The 15,983-nt window shown below is 72.2% G+C and carries 11 protein-coding genes and 1 tRNA gene; 11 read left to right on the plus strand and 1 reads right to left on the minus strand.

Features of this window, described 5'->3' with window-relative positions; translation table 11 throughout:
• Positions 1–71 precede the first annotated feature (71 nt).
• The 10 genes from ACIRRU_RS07065 (at position 72) to mycP (ending at position 13,977) form a co-directional block, all read left to right on the plus strand.
• Positions 72–1,376 carry an extracellular solute-binding protein gene (locus ACIRRU_RS07065; RefSeq protein ID WP_403677215.1) on the plus strand — a complete coding sequence of 435 codons (1,305 nt, stop codon included), beginning with the start codon at positions 72–74 and terminating at the stop codon, positions 1,374–1,376.
• A gap of 2 nt (positions 1,377–1,378) precedes the next feature.
• On the plus strand, positions 1,379–2,365 hold the full coding sequence (locus ACIRRU_RS07070; RefSeq protein WP_403677218.1) for a carbohydrate ABC transporter permease: 987 nt from the start codon (positions 1,379–1,381) through the stop codon (positions 2,363–2,365).
• Positions 2,366–2,388: 23 nt separating this feature from the next.
• Entirely contained in the window at positions 2,389–3,276 is an 888-nt protein-coding gene (locus ACIRRU_RS07075) for a carbohydrate ABC transporter permease (protein WP_403677847.1), read from the plus strand.
• A 4-nt stretch (positions 3,277–3,280) separates the two neighbouring features.
• On the plus strand, positions 3,281–5,092 hold the full coding sequence (locus tag ACIRRU_RS07080) for a beta-N-acetylhexosaminidase (protein WP_403677221.1): 1,812 nt from the start codon (positions 3,281–3,283) through the stop codon (positions 5,090–5,092).
• 316 nt (positions 5,093–5,408) lie between these two features.
• On the plus strand, positions 5,409–6,305 hold the full coding sequence (locus ACIRRU_RS07085) for an FAD binding domain-containing protein (RefSeq protein WP_363199772.1): 897 nt from the start codon (positions 5,409–5,411) through the stop codon (positions 6,303–6,305).
• The gene (locus ACIRRU_RS07090; protein WP_403677224.1) at positions 6,302–8,086 is read left to right on the plus strand and encodes a 2Fe-2S iron-sulfur cluster-binding protein; all 1,785 of its coding nucleotides are present in this window, start codon (positions 6,302–6,304) and stop codon (positions 8,084–8,086) included. The genes ACIRRU_RS07085 and ACIRRU_RS07090 overlap by 4 nt, the downstream gene beginning before the upstream one ends.
• 97 nt (positions 8,087–8,183) lie before the next feature.
• On the plus strand, positions 8,184–10,529 hold the full coding sequence (locus ACIRRU_RS07095) for a xanthine dehydrogenase family protein molybdopterin-binding subunit (RefSeq protein WP_403677226.1): 2,346 nt from the start codon (positions 8,184–8,186) through the stop codon (positions 10,527–10,529).
• Positions 10,530–10,657: 128 nt separating this feature from the next.
• Positions 10,658–11,188: a hypothetical protein gene (locus ACIRRU_RS07100; protein WP_403677228.1), complete on the plus strand. Its 531-nt coding sequence runs from the start codon at positions 10,658–10,660 to the stop codon at positions 11,186–11,188.
• A gap of 72 nt (positions 11,189–11,260) precedes the next feature.
• Positions 11,261–12,664, plus strand: a complete 1,404-nt coding sequence (locus ACIRRU_RS07105; protein WP_403677231.1) for a hypothetical protein — start codon at positions 11,261–11,263, stop codon at positions 12,662–12,664.
• 26 nt (positions 12,665–12,690) lie between these two features.
• Complete coding sequence (gene mycP / locus ACIRRU_RS07110; RefSeq protein WP_403677234.1) at positions 12,691–13,977, plus strand: type VII secretion-associated serine protease mycosin; 1,287 nt, start codon at positions 12,691–12,693, stop codon at positions 13,975–13,977.
• A 100-nt stretch (positions 13,978–14,077) separates the two neighbouring features.
• Here the strand turns inward: mycP and ACIRRU_RS07115 are convergent.
• Positions 14,078–14,149, minus strand: a tRNA-Cys gene (locus ACIRRU_RS07115).
• A gap of 263 nt (positions 14,150–14,412) precedes the next feature.
• Here ACIRRU_RS07115 and ACIRRU_RS07120 point away from each other — a divergent pair.
• Positions 14,413–15,936: an MFS transporter gene (locus ACIRRU_RS07120; protein WP_403677237.1), complete on the plus strand. Its 1,524-nt coding sequence runs from the start codon at positions 14,413–14,415 to the stop codon at positions 15,934–15,936.
• Positions 15,937–15,983: the final 47 nt, after the last annotated feature.

Consider the following 15,983-nt stretch of genomic DNA (forward strand, 5'->3'; position numbering starts at 1 on the left):
CTCTCCTGCCAGTTGTGCAGAACGAAACGCACGTTGCACATGGTGCAACGCATGACCGGTAGGGGTTCCGGATGAAGCTTTCTGCCCGAATGGCCGCCCCAGTAGCGGCACTTGTGCTGGCCGGCCTCACCGCCACCGCCTGCGCGCCGCAGACCTCCGACACCAGTGCCAAGGGTGACGACAAGACGGGCACCCTCCGTGTCTGGCTCTTCCAGGAGGTCGGCAACAAGCCCAAGGAGAAGGTCGTCGACGCGGCCGTCGCCGCCTTCGAGAAGGCCCACGAGGGCGCGAAGGTCGAGATCGAGTACATACCCGTCGACACCCGCGCCCAGCGCATCAAGGCGGCGTTCAACGACCCCGAGAGCGCCCCGGACCTCATCGAGTACGGCAACACCGACACCGCCGGGTACGTCAAGGACGGCGGACTCGCGGACGTCAGCGAGGAGTTCGGTGCCTGGGACGAGGCCCGGGACACCGACCCGATCGCCAAACAGTCCGTCACCGTCGACGGCAAGGTCTACGGCGCTCCCTTCTTCGTCGGCGTCCGGGCCCTCTACTACCGCACCGACGTCTTCAAGGACCTCGGCGTCCAGGCCCCCAAGTCCCAGGCCGAACTGATCTCCACCGCCAAGAAGATCCGCAAGGAGAAGCCCGAGCTCTACGGCCTCGCGGTCGGCGGCGCCTACACCTACGGAGCGATGCCCTTCATCTGGGCCAACGGCGGCGAACTCGCGGGGGAGACCGACGGGAAGTTCACCTCCGGCATCAACAGCGACAAGGCCCGCAAGGGCATCGAGGCCTACACCTCCCTCTTCGGCGACGACAACTGCCCGGCCGCCAAGTGCGCCTCCATGGGCGGCAACGCCACCGTGACCGCCTTCGCCTCCGGCAAGGCCGCCATGGCCATCGGCGGCGACTTCAGCCACGCGGCCGTCGAGGCGGGCTCGGTCACGGGCAAGTACGCCGTGGTGCCCCTGCCCGGCGTCGCCGAGAACTCCATCGCCCCGGCCTTCGCGGGCGGGAACAACATCGGCGTACTCAAGAGCAGCTCGCACCGCAGCCTCGCCGTCGACCTGATGAAGTCCCTGGCCGGGAAGAAGACCCAGGCCGAGATGTTCGACGCGATGGGCTTCCTGCCCACCTACACCGACGTCCTGGACAACGCCGCGAAGAAGCAGCCCTTCGTCGCCCCGTTCGTCCAGTCCCTGGGCGCGGGCGCCAAGTTCGTCCCCGCCTCGCCCGCGTGGGCCCAGATCGACGCCTCGCTGATCCTGCCGACGATGTTCCAGGAGATCGTCTCCGGCCGTAAGGACGTGGCGAAGGCCTCGGACGAGGCGGCGAAGAAGATGGACACGGCCTTCGCCGACGCGGGCTGACGATGACCACCCCCACCACCCCGATCGAGGTTGCGCCCGCGAAGGCGTCCCCGGCGGGCGGCGGCCCCACGGCCGCCCGCCCGCCCCGCCGCGGCCGGTCCGCCGCGCCCCGGGGCCGGGCCGGCTGGACCCCCTGGCTCTATCTGCTGCCCGCGCTCGTCCTGCTCGCCGGACTGCTGGTCTACCCGATCTACCAGCTCGGCCTGATCTCGTTCCTGGAGTACACCCAGGCCCAGGTCAGCGGCGGCGAACCCACCACCTTCCAGGGCTTCGGCAACTACGCGACCCTCTTCAACGACAGCCAGTTCTGGCAGGTCCTGCTGGCCACCGTGGTCTTCGCCGCGGCCTGCGTCGTCTCCACCCTGGTCGTCGGCTGCGCGCTGGCCGTGCTGCTCACCCGCATCCGCGCGCTGCCCCGGCTCGCGCTGATGATGGCCGCGCTCGGCGCCTGGGCCACCCCCGCCATCACCGGCTCCACGGTCTGGGTCTTCCTCTTCGACCCCGACTTCGGACCGGTCAACAAGGTGCTGGGGCTCGGCGACTTCTCCTGGACGTACGGCCGCTACAGCGCCTTCGCGCTCGTCCTGCTCGAAGTCCTCTGGTGCTCGTTCCCGTTCGTGATGGTCACCGTGTACGCGGGCATCCGGGCCATTCCCACCGAGGTGCTGGAGGCCGCCGCGCTGGACGGCGCGTCGCAGTGGCGGATCTGGCGCACCGTCATGGCGCCGATGCTCAAGCCCATCCTGATCGTCGTCACCATCCAGTCCATCATCTGGGACTTCAAGGTGTTCACCCAGATCTACGTCATGACCAACGGCGGCGGCATCGCCGGACAGAACCTGGTGCTCAACGTGTACGCGTACCAGAAGGCGTTCGCCTCCTCGCAGTACAGCCTGGGATCGGCGATCGGCGTCGTGATGCTGGTGATCCTGCTGGCCGTCACGCTGGTCTATCTGCGCCTGGTGCGGCGCCAGGGGGAGGAACTGTGAGCGCGACGACGACCGGCGGGCCCGTGCGCGAAGCCGCCACGCACGACCGTCCCGTACGCGGCGGCGGCCGGCGCGGGCTGCCGCGGATCAAACGGCCCGGCAGGCTGGCCGCCGAGGCGGCGGCCCTGCTGATCGCGGTGGCGGTCGCCTTCCCCCTCTACTGGATGGTCCTCTCGGCCTTCAAACCGGCCGGGGAGGTCCAGTCGACCAGCCCCCGCCCCTGGACGCTCGCCCCCTCGCTCGACTCCTTCCGGCGGGTCTTCGAGCAGCAGGACTTCGGCCGCTACTTCCTCAACAGCCTGCTGGTGGCGGGCACGGTCGTGATCCTCTCGGCGCTGGTCGCCTTCCTCGCCGCCACCGCCGTGACCCGCTTCCGCTTCAGGTTCCGCACCACGCTGCTGATCATGTTCCTGGTCGCGCAGATGGTGCCGGTGGAGGCGCTCACCATCCCGCTGTTCTTCCTGATGCGGGACTTCGGGCAGCTGAACACGCTCGGATCGCTGATCCTGCCGCACCTCGCCTTCTCCCTGCCGTTCGCCATCTGGATGCTGCGCGGCTTCGTCAAGGCGGTGCCCGAGGCCCTGGAGGAGGCCGCCTACATCGACGGGGCCAGCCGGACCCGTTTCCTGTGGCAGATCCTCTTCCCGCTGGTCTTCCCGGGGCTCGTGGCGACCAGCGTCTTCTCCTTCATCACCACCTGGAACGACTTCCTGTTCGCGAAGTCGTTCATCATCAGCGACACCTCCCAGTCGACGCTGCCCATGGCGCTGCTGGTCTTCTTCAAGCCGGACGAGAACGACTGGGGCGGGATCATGGCCGGTTCCACGGTGATGACCATCCCCGTGCTCGTCTTCTTCGTACTCGTACAGCGACGCCTCGTCTCGGGACTGGGCGGAGCGGTAAAGGACTGACGCCATGACATCCGAGGACACGACAGCGGGGGCAGCCGGGACCGGCGGAACGGCTGGGACGACCGGGGCGGCCGAGGTGACCGGTACGGCCGGTACGGGCGGAGCCCTGGCCTCCGGTGGCCCGGCTTCCGGTGATCCGGCCTCCGGTGGCCCGGCTTCCGGTGCCGGGGGCGCCGTGGACAGTGCGGCGCTCGGCCTGATCCCGGCCCCGCGCAGCCTGACCCGGGCGCCCCACGGCCCGTACGCGCTCGACGGGACGACCGTCATCACCGCCGCACCGGGCACCGAGGGCGTCGCCCGCTGGCTGCGCACCACGGTCGGCGCGGCCACCGGGCTGCCCCTCGCCCCGGGACCCGGCTCCGGCGACGCGGGCATCGTGCTCGCGCTCGACGAGGCGCTCGCGCCCGAGGCGTACCGCGTCGCCGTGACCCCCGGGGCCGTACGCCTCACGGGGGGCGGCGCGGCGGGGCTCCTGCACGGCGCGCAGACTTTCCGTCAGCTCCTCGGCCCGGACGCCTTCCGGCGCGCGCCCCTCGCCCCGGGGCGCACCTGGGACGTCCCGGCGGTCGTCGTCGAGGACGAGCCGCGGTTCGGCTGGCGGGGCCTGATGCTCGACGTGGCACGGCACTTCATGACCAAGGAAGACGTCCTGCGCTACCTCGACCTGATGGTCGCCCACAAGCTGAACGTCTTCCACTTCCACCTCACCGACGACCAGGGCTGGCGCATCGAGATCAAGCGCTACCCGCGGCTCACCGGGACCGGAGCCTGGCGCGCGCGCTCCAAGCACGGCCACCGCTTCTCCGACCTCTGGGACAAGACCCCGCACGGCGGTTACTACACGCAGGACGACATCCGCGAGATCGTCGCCTACGCCGCGGAGCGGCACATCCGGGTCGTCCCCGAGATCGACGTCCCCGGGCACTCGCAGGCCGCCATCAGCGCCTACCCGGAACTGGGCAACACCGACGTCATCGACACCACCACCCTCTCCGTCTGGGACACCTGGGGCATCAACCCGAACGTACTCGCCCCCACTGACAACACCCTGCGCTTCTTCGAAGGCGTCCTCGAAGAGGTCCTGGAGCTGTTCCCCGCCGAGACCTCGCCGTTCGTCCACATCGGCGGCGACGAGTGCCCCAAGGACCAGTGGCAGCAGTCCCTCACCGCCAAGAACCAGATCGTCGACCTCGGCCTGCGGGACGAGGACGAACTCCAGTCCTGGTTCATCCGGCACTTCGACACCTGGCTCACCGAACGCGGCCGCCGTCTCATCGGCTGGGACGAGATCCTCGAAGGCGGCCTGCCGCCCAACGCGGCCGTCTCCTCCTGGCGGGGCTACGGCGGCGGCATCGCGGCCGCGGAGGCCGGGCACGACGTGGTCATGTGCCCCGAGCAGCAGGTGTACCTGGACCACCGTCAGGACGGCGGCCCGGACGAGCCGATGCCCATCGGCTTCATCCGCACCCTGGAGGACGTCTACCGCTTCGAGCCGGTCCCGCCCGGTCTCTCCGAGGCGGCGACCCGTCACATCCTGGGCACCCAGGCCAACGTCTGGACGGAGGTCATGCAGAGCAGGGCCCGCGTCGACTACCAGGTCTTCCCCCGCCTCGCGGCCTTCGCCGAGGTCGCCTGGTCCGCCCTGCCCGCCCCGGCCGACCGGGACTTCGCCGCCTTCGACGCCCGGATGAGCGCCCACTACTCCCGCCTCGACGCCCTCGGCGTCGACTACCGCCCGCCCGGCGGCCCGCTGCCCTGGCAGCAGCGCCCCGGCGTCCTCGGCCGCCCGCTGGAAGGGCCGCCGCCGGTGGTCTGAACCGGGCACCCGCCCCCGTCGGCCGCCGCCTCCCCCCGACGGGAGGCGGCGGCCGACGTCGTGTGCCGGGCCGGGAAGCAACCCGGACGCCGAACCGTATAAGTCGTACAAGACTGTCCGAGAACGGCAATTCACCCTCGGCGTCGAAGAGGTGCGAAACCGGATCATCCCCCAGGTCAGGGACGGAACCGCCCTTCGTGGACCCTCGCGGCGGTCCGGTCGGAAGATGTGCCAGAGTTGCCACGTCCGGGCTGTGAACACGTACCGTACGGCGCAACAGGCGGGACAGCAGGGAGACCGGGAAGGGGCAGCTGGGTTGACCACGCACGCACCGCAGGCGACGCAGTCGGTGACGCTGCCGGCCTCGCTCGACGAGGCCGTGGCGGCACTGGGCGCCATGCCCGCGGCCGTACCGGTCGCGGGGGGCACCGACCTGATGGCGGCCGTCAACAAAGGCCTCCTGCGCCCCTCTGCCCTGGTCGGCCTCGGCCGGATCAGCGAGCTGCGCGGCTGGCACTACCAGGACGGCCACGCGCTGCTCGGCGCCGGTCTCACCCACGCCCGTATGGGCCGCCCCGACTTCGCCGCCCTCATCCCCGCCCTCGCCGCCTCCGCCCGCGCGGCGGGCCCGCCCCAGATCCGTAACGCCGGGACGCTCGGCGGCAACATCGCCACCTCCGCGCCGACCGGCGACGCCCTGCCGGTGCTGGCCGCGCTGGAGGCCGAGCTGGTCATCGCGGGTCCCGGCGGCGCTCGCCGTGAGCTCCCGGTGTCCCATCTGCTCGCGGGCCGCGAGATGCTCGGCCCCGCCGAGCTGATCGGCTTCGTCCGGGTCCCCCTGCTGCACGCCCCGCAGGTCTTCCTCAAGGCCACCGGCCGGACCGGCCCCGGCCGCGCCACCGCCTCGGTCGCCATCGTGCTGGACCCGGCCCGCCGCGGCGTGCGCTGCGCGGTCGGCGCGATCGCCCCGATGCCGCTGCGCCCGCTGGAGGCCGAGCGCTGGATCGCCTCGCTGATCGACTGGGGCGGCGAACGGGGCCTGACCCCCGACGCGCTGGCCGCCTTCGGGGAGTACGTCGCGGCCGCCTGCATCCCCGACCACGCACCACCGGCCGACGGGTCGGACGCCCCGCCGCTGTCCCCGGCCGTCCTGCACCTGCGGCGCACCGTCGCCGCGCTCGCCCGACGCGCACTGGGGAGGGCACTGTCGTGAGCAATGAGGAACACCCCGGCCGGCACGGGGAGCAGGGGTACGCCGAGGGCCCGGACCCCCGCTACGAAGGCTGGGAGCCCACCCCGCGCGGCGACGGCTTCGACGCCGACGCCACCGCGGCCGACGCCACGGCGTTCGTCCAGCTCCCGCCGGAGGACCTGGCGGACATCCCCCTGGCCGCCCCCGGTCACGGCTACGTCCCACCGATGATCGTGCCGCTGACCCCGATGGCCGGTCTCGATCCGGCGGTGACGGGCAGCTGGGTGCTCCAGACGCAGACCCAGCAGGCGCAGCAGGCGCAGGCCGAGCAGCACGTCCGGGAGGCCGCCGCCCAGGACCCCGGTGCCGCCCAGGAGTCCGGCGCGGTGCGCTGGCCCGACCCGAACCTCCCGGACGGCTACGCGGGCCCCTACGCCGACACGTCGCACGCCACGGCCCAGTGGAACTTCGCCGAGGTCGTCGCGGAGGACCGGCCGACAGCGCCTGAGGCGGACGACCCGGGCGCGCCGGACCACTCCACCTCCGCCAGCCCTGCGGGCCACACCGGTCATACCGGACAGTGGACGATCCCGGTCGCGACCGGCGAGCTTCCGGACGAGTCGGGTGAGTTCCCGGCCTCCGCGCCCACCCCCCGGTGGTACACGGACACCCCGCCGCCGGCGACGCTGCCGGGCGGCGCCCGCGCCCCCTGGGCCACACCGCAGCCGGACCCCGATCCCGTGCGGCCCGAAGCGGCGGTGGACACGGGCGAGGCCCCGCACGCGGAGGCAGACCCGGAGCCGCCCCGGGACGCACGGCCCGAGGCAGCCGAGGAGGCCACCACGGCGGACACGGCGGAGCCCGCCGACGAGGCCGCACAACAGTCGTCGGCGGAGGCCACGGAGGCCGCAGAGGCCATGGAGGCTCCGCAGGAGACCGCCCCCGAGGCGGCGGACGCGCCCCCGGAGCCGATGGCTCCGCGAGCGGCCACGGCAGAAGCGACGACCCCGGACGTGCCCTCCGGCACGGACCCCGAAACGCCCCAGGACGCGGCGGCCGAGGAAGCGGCGGCCGAGGAGGCCGCGGGCCCGGACGCGACAGCCCCCGCAGCCGCCCCGGAATCGGCAGCCCCTGAAACCGACGAGGAACCAGCTCCGGATGTCTCCCCGGAAGTTGCGCAGCCCCCCGCTCCCGCCCCCGCCGACGCGCCCAGCGAACACCCCGCCGCCTCGTACGTCCTCCATGTGAACGGAGTGGACCGCCCGGTCAGCGACGCCTGGATCGGGGAGTCGCTGCTCTACGTGCTCCGCGAGCGCCTCGGCCTCGCCGGGGCCAAGGACGGCTGCTCGCAGGGCGAGTGCGGGGCCTGCAACGTCCAGGTCGACGGCCGCCTGGTCGCCTCCTGCCTGGTCCCCGCCGCCACCACGGCGGGCAGCGAGGTGCGGACGGTCGAGGGGCTCGCCGTCGACGGCGAGCCGTCCGACGTCCAGCGCGCCCTGTCCGCCTGCGGAGCCGTCCAGTGCGGGTTCTGCATCCCCGGCATGGCCATGACCGTCCACGACCTGCTGGAGGGCAACCACGCCCCCACCGAGCTGGAGACCCGCGCGGCCCTCTGCGGCAACCTGTGCCGCTGCTCCGGCTACCGGGGCGTGCTCGACGCCGTCGCGGACGTCGTGGCGGGCCGCGAGGCGAGCGCGGCAGCGGCGGCCCCGGCCCCGGAGGAGGCGCGCATCCCGCACCAGGCCGAGCCCGGTGAGGGCGGCGTACAGCAGCCGTACCCCCACGAGGGGGACACGCCGTGAGACACGCGCCCCGACCCGGCACGCACCGGCCGAACCCCGCGAACCCAGGCACCGCTCCCCGCCGCCGGACCGGCGGGACGAACGACAAGGAGGCGGCGTGAGCGGCGACGCGGCCAACGCGACCAGCACCAGCCTGCCCAGGACCGACGCGAGCGGCGGCGGACCCGGCGGCGAACCGGACCAGGAGCAGCCGCAGATGGGCCTCGGGGCCTCGCTCCCCGCCGCCGACACCCGGGCCAAGAGCGAAGGCACCTTCCCGTACGCCGCCGACCTCTGGGCCGAGGGCCTGCTGTGGGCCTCCGTCCTGCGCTCCCCGCACCCGCACGCCCGCATCACGTCCATCGACACCTCGGCCGCCCTCGCCATGCCGGGGGTGCGCGCCGTCGTCACCCACGAGGACGTCCCCGGCGACAGCAACTACGGCCGCCACGTCGTGGACCGCCCGGTGTTCGCCTCCGGCCTGGTGCGCCACCACGGCGAGCCGATCGCCGCCGTCGCCGCCGACCACCCGGACACCGCACGGCTGGCCGCCGCCGCGATCGCCGTCCGGTACGAGGTGCTGGAGCCGGTCACCGACCCGGAGAAGGCGTTCACCGCCGAGCCCCTGCACCCCGACGGCAACCTGATCCGCCACATCCCCCTGCGCTACGGCGACGCCGAGGCGACGGGCGAGGTCGTGGTCGAGGGCCTGTACCGCATCGGCCGCCAGGACCCGGCCCCCATCGGCGCGGAGGCCTCCCTCGCCGTGCCCCGCCCCGACGGCGGCGTCGAGATCTACACCGCCTCCACGGACCCGCACGCCGACCGCGACCTGGCCGCCGCCTGCTTCGGCCTGGAGCCGGACCGGGTCAAGATCGTCGTCACCGGCGTCCCCGGCGCGACCGGCGACCGGGAGGACCCCGGGTTCCAGATCCCGCTGGGCCTGCTCGCCCTGCGCACCGGCTGCCCGGTGAAGCTGGCCGCCACCCGCGAGGAGTCCTTCCTCGGCCACACCCACCGCCACCCCACGCTCCTGCGCTACCGCCACCACGCGGACGCGGAGGGCCGCCTGGTCAAGGTGGAGGCCCAGATCCTGCTGGACGCCGGCGCGTACGCCGACTCCTCCTCGGAGTCCCTGGCCGCCGCCGTCGCCTTCGCCTGCGGCCCCTACGTCGTCCCGCACGCCTTCATCGAGGGCTGGGCCGTCCGTACGAACAACCCGCCCTCCGGCCACGTACGCGGCGAGGGCGCCATGCAGGTCTGCGCGGCGTACGAGGGCCAGATGGACAAGCTGGCCGCGAAGCTGGGCGTCGATCCGGCCGAACTCCGCCTCCGCAACGCCCTGTCCACCGGCGACATCCTGCCCACGGGCCAGACGGTGACCTGCCCGGCCCCGGTGGCCGAACTGATCCGCGCGGTCCGCGACCAGCCTCTCCCGGCCCTCCCCAAGGACACCCCCGAGGAGGACTGGCTGCTGCCGGGCGGCCCCGAGGGCGCGGGCGAACCGGGGGCGGTACGCCGGGGCGTGGGGTACGGGGTGGGCATGGTCCACATGCTCGGCGCGGAGGGCACCGACGAGGTCTCCACGGCCACGGTCCGGGTGCACGACGGCGTGGCCACGGTGATCTGCGCCGCGGTCGAGACCGGCCAGGGCTTCACCACCCTCGCCCGCCAGATCGTCCAGGAGACTCTGGGCGTCGAAGAGGTCCACGTGGCGGCGGTCGACACGGACCAGCCCCCCGCGGGCCCGGCGACCCACGGGCGCCACACCTGGGTCTCCGGCGGAGCGGTGGAGCGCGCGGCGAAGATGGTCCGCACCCAGCTCCTCCAGCCGCTGGCCCACAAGTTCGGCATGTCCACCGAACTGCTCCAGATCGCCGACGGCAAGATCACCTCGTACGACGGCGTCCTCTCCACCACCGTCACCGAAGCGATGGACGGCAAGGAGCTCTGGGCCACCGCCCAGTGCCGCCCCCACCCAACCGAGCCCCTGGACGAGTCCGGCCAGGGCGACGCCTTCGTCGGCCTCGCGTTCTGCGCGGTACGGGCGGTCGTCGACGTCGACATCGAGCTGGGCTCCGTCCGCGTGGTGGAGATGGCGGTGGCCCAGGACGTGGGCCGCGTCCTGAACCCGGCCCAGCTGGCGATCCGCATCGAGGCGGGCATCACCCAGGGCATCGGCGCCGCCCTCACCGAGAACCTCCGCACCGCGAAGGGCCTCATCCGCCACCCCGACCTGACCGGCTACGCGCTCCCGACCGCCCTGGACGCCCCCCGCATCCGTATCGTCAAACTGGTCGAGGAACGCGACGTGGTGGCCCCCTTCGGCGCCAAACCGGCCTCCGCCGTCCCGGTCGTCACGTCCCCGGCGGCCGTGGCCTCCGCCGTCCGCTCCGCGACGGGCCGCCCCGTGAACCGGCTCCCCATCAGACCCCAGGCGGCGGTGGCGACCCCCAAGTCCTGACTGGCTGATAACCGCCCCTGGCGCGGTGTGACGCGCCTTGCACCTGCAATCGGAGGGTGCGAGCTGTCACTGACGCTGACTACAGTGATCCTCGAAGCTGTACCAGCAGGGCAACGGGGGAGGACGCAGTGGCCACGGGAGAGGACTCCGACGAGTCCGGCCTCATCGGGGGATTCATCGGAGGCGCCGTCGCCGCGGCGCAGAGCGCGGTCAGCGAGCTGTACACCGAGCTGGAGTCCTTCACCACGTTCCGCGACCGCATCGACGAGATCCTGGTCGATCTGAAGGCATCGCCGGCGGACGCGAAGAAACTCGGCGAACTCTCCATCGGTACCACCCAGTTCGGCGACGCCGCCTGGGCGGAGGCAGCGGGCCTTTTCACCTCTTACGAAAAGGTCGTCGGCGAACTGGAAACCCTGTCGAAGCTGCTCTCGGACTCCATCGAGGGCATGAGCATCGCGGTCCTGGCATCGCACAAGGGCTACGAGAACATCGACGAGGACATCCGCGCCCGTATGCGCTCCATCAGGACCGGGGCGGAGAAGCACTACCCCGGCGAGTACGACCCGTCCCGGGGCGGAGCCGACCGGCCCGGCGACGGCGACCCGGTACCGCCCACGCCGAAGCCCTCGCCGACCGACGACACCGGGGGCGCCTGATGCCGACCGGGACGACGCGGCGATCACCGGTACGAACGGGGGAGTGAAATGGGTTCGACATCCTTTGACGGCATGTCGCACAAGCAGATGATGGCCTGGCTGGATCAGGCCGACAGCACGGCCGTCCAGGGCGTGGCCGACCGCCTGTCGAGCGCGGCCAAGGAGATCTCCAAGATCGGCGAGGAACTGAAGGTCCGCCCGCAGATCGTGAAGTGGAAGGGCGAGGGAGCCGACTCCTTCCGCACCTGGAGCGCGGACCTGGCCAACGCCACGTTGCGCCTCGGGTTGTTCAGCCAGGGAGCGTCGAAGCGCCTCGGCGACGCCGCGGTGGCGATCGCCCAGGCCAAGTCCGCGACCCCCCGCCCCGAGGGCGACCCCGAAGCCAGCCTCAAGGCCGCCCGGGAGGCCCGCAATGACCCGGACTCCGCAGACCTGATCCGGAAGCTGAACGGAGAGCGGGAGGCCGCGGCGGCGGAGATGCGGAAGCTGTCGCAGACGTACGACCAGTCGGTGGCGGAGCTGAACAAGCTGGAACGGCCGGAGTTTCCGCCGTTGCCCGGAGGCATCGCGCCGCCTCCCGAGATGAGCAGGAACGACAGCGGTTACCGCGACGCCGGGGGAGTGACCGAAGGCGTCCCCTCCGGCCGCACCGCGTTCGCGTCGAGCGATACGGACCACGTGGAACGGCCATCCGCGCACGCGGTCTCGGCTGCTGTGAACACGCCGCCGTCGGCCGCCCCCGTCGCGCGTCCTGTCGACATGGAGATCGACAGCGTCGCCGTTCTCCCGGACACCTCCGTGACGCCGCCTGCGCATCCCGCCCCCAGCCCTTCCCCGTCCGGAAGGTCGGAGGGGCTCCAGTCCGCTGTGGGGGGCGGGCTCCCGCCGGTCGGAGCAGGCAGGCCCGGGGCACAGGCGCCCACCATGGGGGCAGGCAGAAACACCGGTGCACCGCGTCCAGGTCTGCCGGTGGCGGGAGCGGCCGGGCACCCGGGCGGATCCCCGGCAGCCGGTCGGCCAACAGGCCCTGGCGGTGTGTTCGGCGGCAAGCCCGTTCCGCCGACCGCCGGTCGTCAGACAGTCGGCCTGCCGCGGGGAACGGTGATCGGAGGCGAGGGCGCTTACTCCGGTCGCGCACCCCTGACGCACGGCCCAGGTGTGGGAGCCGGCGGAGCCCAGAGCGGCGCTGTTGCCGGTCGGCGACTGGCGGGCGAGAGCGGAGGCGTGGTGGGCGGGCGCCCCCAGCAGGCTGGTCGAGCTGTGGGCGCACACCCGTTTACGCCCGGTGGTGCCGGACTCGTCCGGAGTGGGCCCGAGGGCGGCCGAAGCGCCGCGCCGGTGGGGCATGGGCCGGGCGCCACTCCCAAGGACCGTCAATCGCGTCGCAGTGATGGCACGAGGCCGGACTACCTCACGGAGGACGAGGAGACCTGGCAGCAGGGAAGCCGACGGATCGTTCCCCCGGTCATCGACTGATCAGTTCGCAACAGCAGAGGAAGCAGATGGGTGTGAGCAGCGGAAGCAGAGCGAGCATAGCTAGTCGGACGGTTGTGCAAGTCTTTGCGCTCGCTCTCCTCCTACTCGGCATTTCGACCGCGCCTGCCTTTGCGGACTCCGCTCGTTCAGAGCAGTGGCACCTCGACGTGATGAAAGCGGAGTCGATGTGGCAGACGAGCACTGGTGCGGGCGTAACGGTCGCGGTAATCGACTCAGGGGTGGACCCTTCTCATCCGGACCTGGCAGGCAGGGTGCTTCGAGGGCTGAACCTGGAGGCTGACGCCGAGGGAAATGAGCATACTGATTACAACGGCCATGGCACCGGGATGGCCGGGATCATCGCGGGCACCGGAAAAGCCAGAGGCGGTAATGGTGCTTACGGCCTCGCTCCCGGCGCGAAGATTCTGCCGATTCGTGTGTCGGACTCAGGGAGTGCCGCGAATCAAGCAGCAGCAGAAAGTAAATTCCACAGAGAGGCCCCTGCCGCCATTCGGTATGCGGTCGAACACGGTGCCAAGATCATCAATATTTCCCTCGGGGTTTCTACGGGATCGCAGGGGCTGAATGACGCAGTAAAGTACGCGCTCGGCAAAGGTGCGCTGATCTTTGCTTCCGCGGGGAACGGTGCGGAAGGAGCCAATCGCATCGAATATCCGGGCGGAGCCCCTGGTGTCGTCGGCGTGGGGGCTGTCGACGAAAACCTCAGGCGGACAGCGGAGTCGCAGTACGGACCGCAGGTGGATCTGGCGGCTCCAGGGGACAAGATCCTTCATGCGTGTGGAGGAGGCACCGGACTGTGCGAATCACACGGCACCAGCGACGCGACAGCCCTCGCCTCCGCCTCGGCGGCCCTCATCTGGTCCAAGTATCCGGACTGGACGAACAACCAGGTTCTGCGGGTCATGCTGAACACCGCAGGTGGTCCCGTCAGTGGCAAGAAGCGGTCCGACGGGATCGGTTACGGCATCGTCCGTCCTCGGATCGCGCTCAAGACCCCGGGCGACCCCGGACCCGCCGACGTGTATCCGCTTCCCGACCTGGCCGCGGCCGCGCCCGCACCCGCATCCGAGTCGCCCTCGCCGGAGCCGTCCCCGGCCGGGGGCGGTCGGAGTGAGGAGTCGGCCGGTTCGGCCGCGGACGGGGCGAGTGGCACGGCTCTCTGGGCCGGTCTCGGGATCGGCGGCGCCGTCATCGTCGGCGGGGCGGTTGCCGTGGTGGCGGTGCGTTCCCGTCGGCGTGAGGCTGCCGCCTCCGCATCGGGTGCGCCGACGCACCATCAGTCCGGCGTGTGAGCCCACGGGGCCGACGCAGACTCCGTCCGCGCTCACGATCGTGCCTGTACGCGCAAGTGGCCGCCCCGAACACGGGGCGGCCACTCACGTATCGCTTCGGAGACCGTGACCGGATTCGAACCGGTGTAACTCGAGTTGCAGTCGAGCCCCTGAGCCTCTCGGGCACACGGTCGGGGGTGGGGCGAGGATGGTGATCCGTCCCCGTCTGTTCCTGGCGTCCTGCTTGTCCTCGACCTTACGGGCGGCTTTCCGGCCCGCTCAAGGGATCCGGGCCCACCGCAACGCGACTGCCATACGCCGTTCACAACGGCACAGACCCCGGCCGCCCAGCCCCCGTCCTCGCTCCCGCCGAGGCCCGGACCTACGACCAAAGGCTCAGGCCAGGTCCGTACATCGACAGGGATCACACATGCTCTTGCCCCTTACCCTGGGGTGATGACCGCCCCCGTACCGCGTGACGGCAACGATGCCGTGCGCCTCGCGCCGACCGACGATCCGCCATCCGAGCCGCCCGCGGTCCACCCCACCCCGGCGGGCGACGGGGGCGGAGACGGGGGCAGCGAGGGGGTCCTCGGGCGGACCTACCGGGCGCTCAGCATCGGCATCGTGTCCGTGGTGTTCCTCATCGCGTTCGAGGCCACGGCGGTCGGCACGGCCATGCCGGTCGCCGCGCGGGAGCTGAACGGCATCCCGCTCTACGCCTTCGCCTTCTCCGCGTACTTCACCACCAGTCTCTTCGCCATGGTCCTGTCCGGGCAGTGGGCCGACCGGCGCGGGCCGTTGCAGCCGCTGGCAGCCGGGATCAGCGCGTTCGGCGCGGGGCTGCTGCTCTCCGGGGCGGCGAGCACCATGTGGGTCTTCATCGTCGGCCGGGCGGTCCAGGGGCTCGGCGGCGGGCTGGTGATCGTGGCGCTGTACGTGGTCATCGGGCGGGCCTATCCCGAGCGCGTCCGGCCCGCCATCCTCGCCGCCTTCGCCGCGAGCTGGGTGATCCCCTCCGTCGTCGGACCGCTCGCCTCGGGGACGGTGACCGAGCGGCTCGGCTGGCGGTGGGTGTTCGTGGGCATCCCCGTGCTCGTGGTGGTGCCGCTGGCCCTGGCCCTCCCGGCGATCCGGCGGATGGCCTCCGGGCCCGCGGACCCGGCCGCGGCCACCGCCCCGTACGACCGCCGCCGCATCCGGCTGGCCCTCGGGATCTCGGCGGGGGCCGGGCTGCTCCAGTACGCGGGCCAGGAGCTGAACTGGCTCGCCCTGCTGCCCGCCGCGCTCGGTGTCGCCCTGCTGGTGCCGGCCGTCCGCGGACTGCTGCCCGCCGGGACCGTACGGGCCGGGCACGGGCTGCCCGCCGTGGTGCTGCTGCGCGGGATCGCCGCCGGGTCGTTCATCGCGGCCGAGTCCTTCGTACCGCTGATGCTGGTCACCCAGCGCGGCCTGTCCCCGACGATGGCCGGGCTGTCGCTGGCCGTCGGCGGGGCGACCTGGGCGCTCGGTTCGTACCTGCAGTCCCGGCCGCGCATGGAACCGTACCGGGAGCGGCTCATGGTCGGCGGCATGGTGCTGGTCGCCGCCGCCATCGCCACCGCCCCCTCCGTGCTGATCGAGGCCGTGCCGGTGTGGATCGTGGCCGTCGCCTGGGCGTTCGGCTGCTTCGGCATGGGCATGGTGATCGCCTCCACCAGCGTGCTCCTGCTGAAGCTGTCCGCCCCCGAGGACGCGGGCTCCAACTCGGCCGCCCTCCAGATCTCCGACGGGCTCTCCAACGTGCTGCTCCTGGCCTCCGGCGGTGCCGCCTTCGCCGCACTGGGCGGGGGAGCGGTCGGCGCGGCCGCGCACGGGGCGGTGCACTCCGGTTCCGCCGGCTCGCACCCGGGCGCCTTCGCCGCCGTGTTCCTGCCGATGGCCGGGGTGGCGCTCGTCGGGGCGTGGGTGGCGACCCGGGTCCTCGTACGGGAGAAATAGTCGACGCCCCCACGGCGGGAAATAGTCGACGCCCCCACGGCGGGGCC

Source organism: Streptomyces sp. NPDC101181 (assembly GCF_044767975.1).
Classification (GTDB): domain Bacteria; phylum Actinomycetota; class Actinomycetes; order Streptomycetales; family Streptomycetaceae; genus Streptomyces.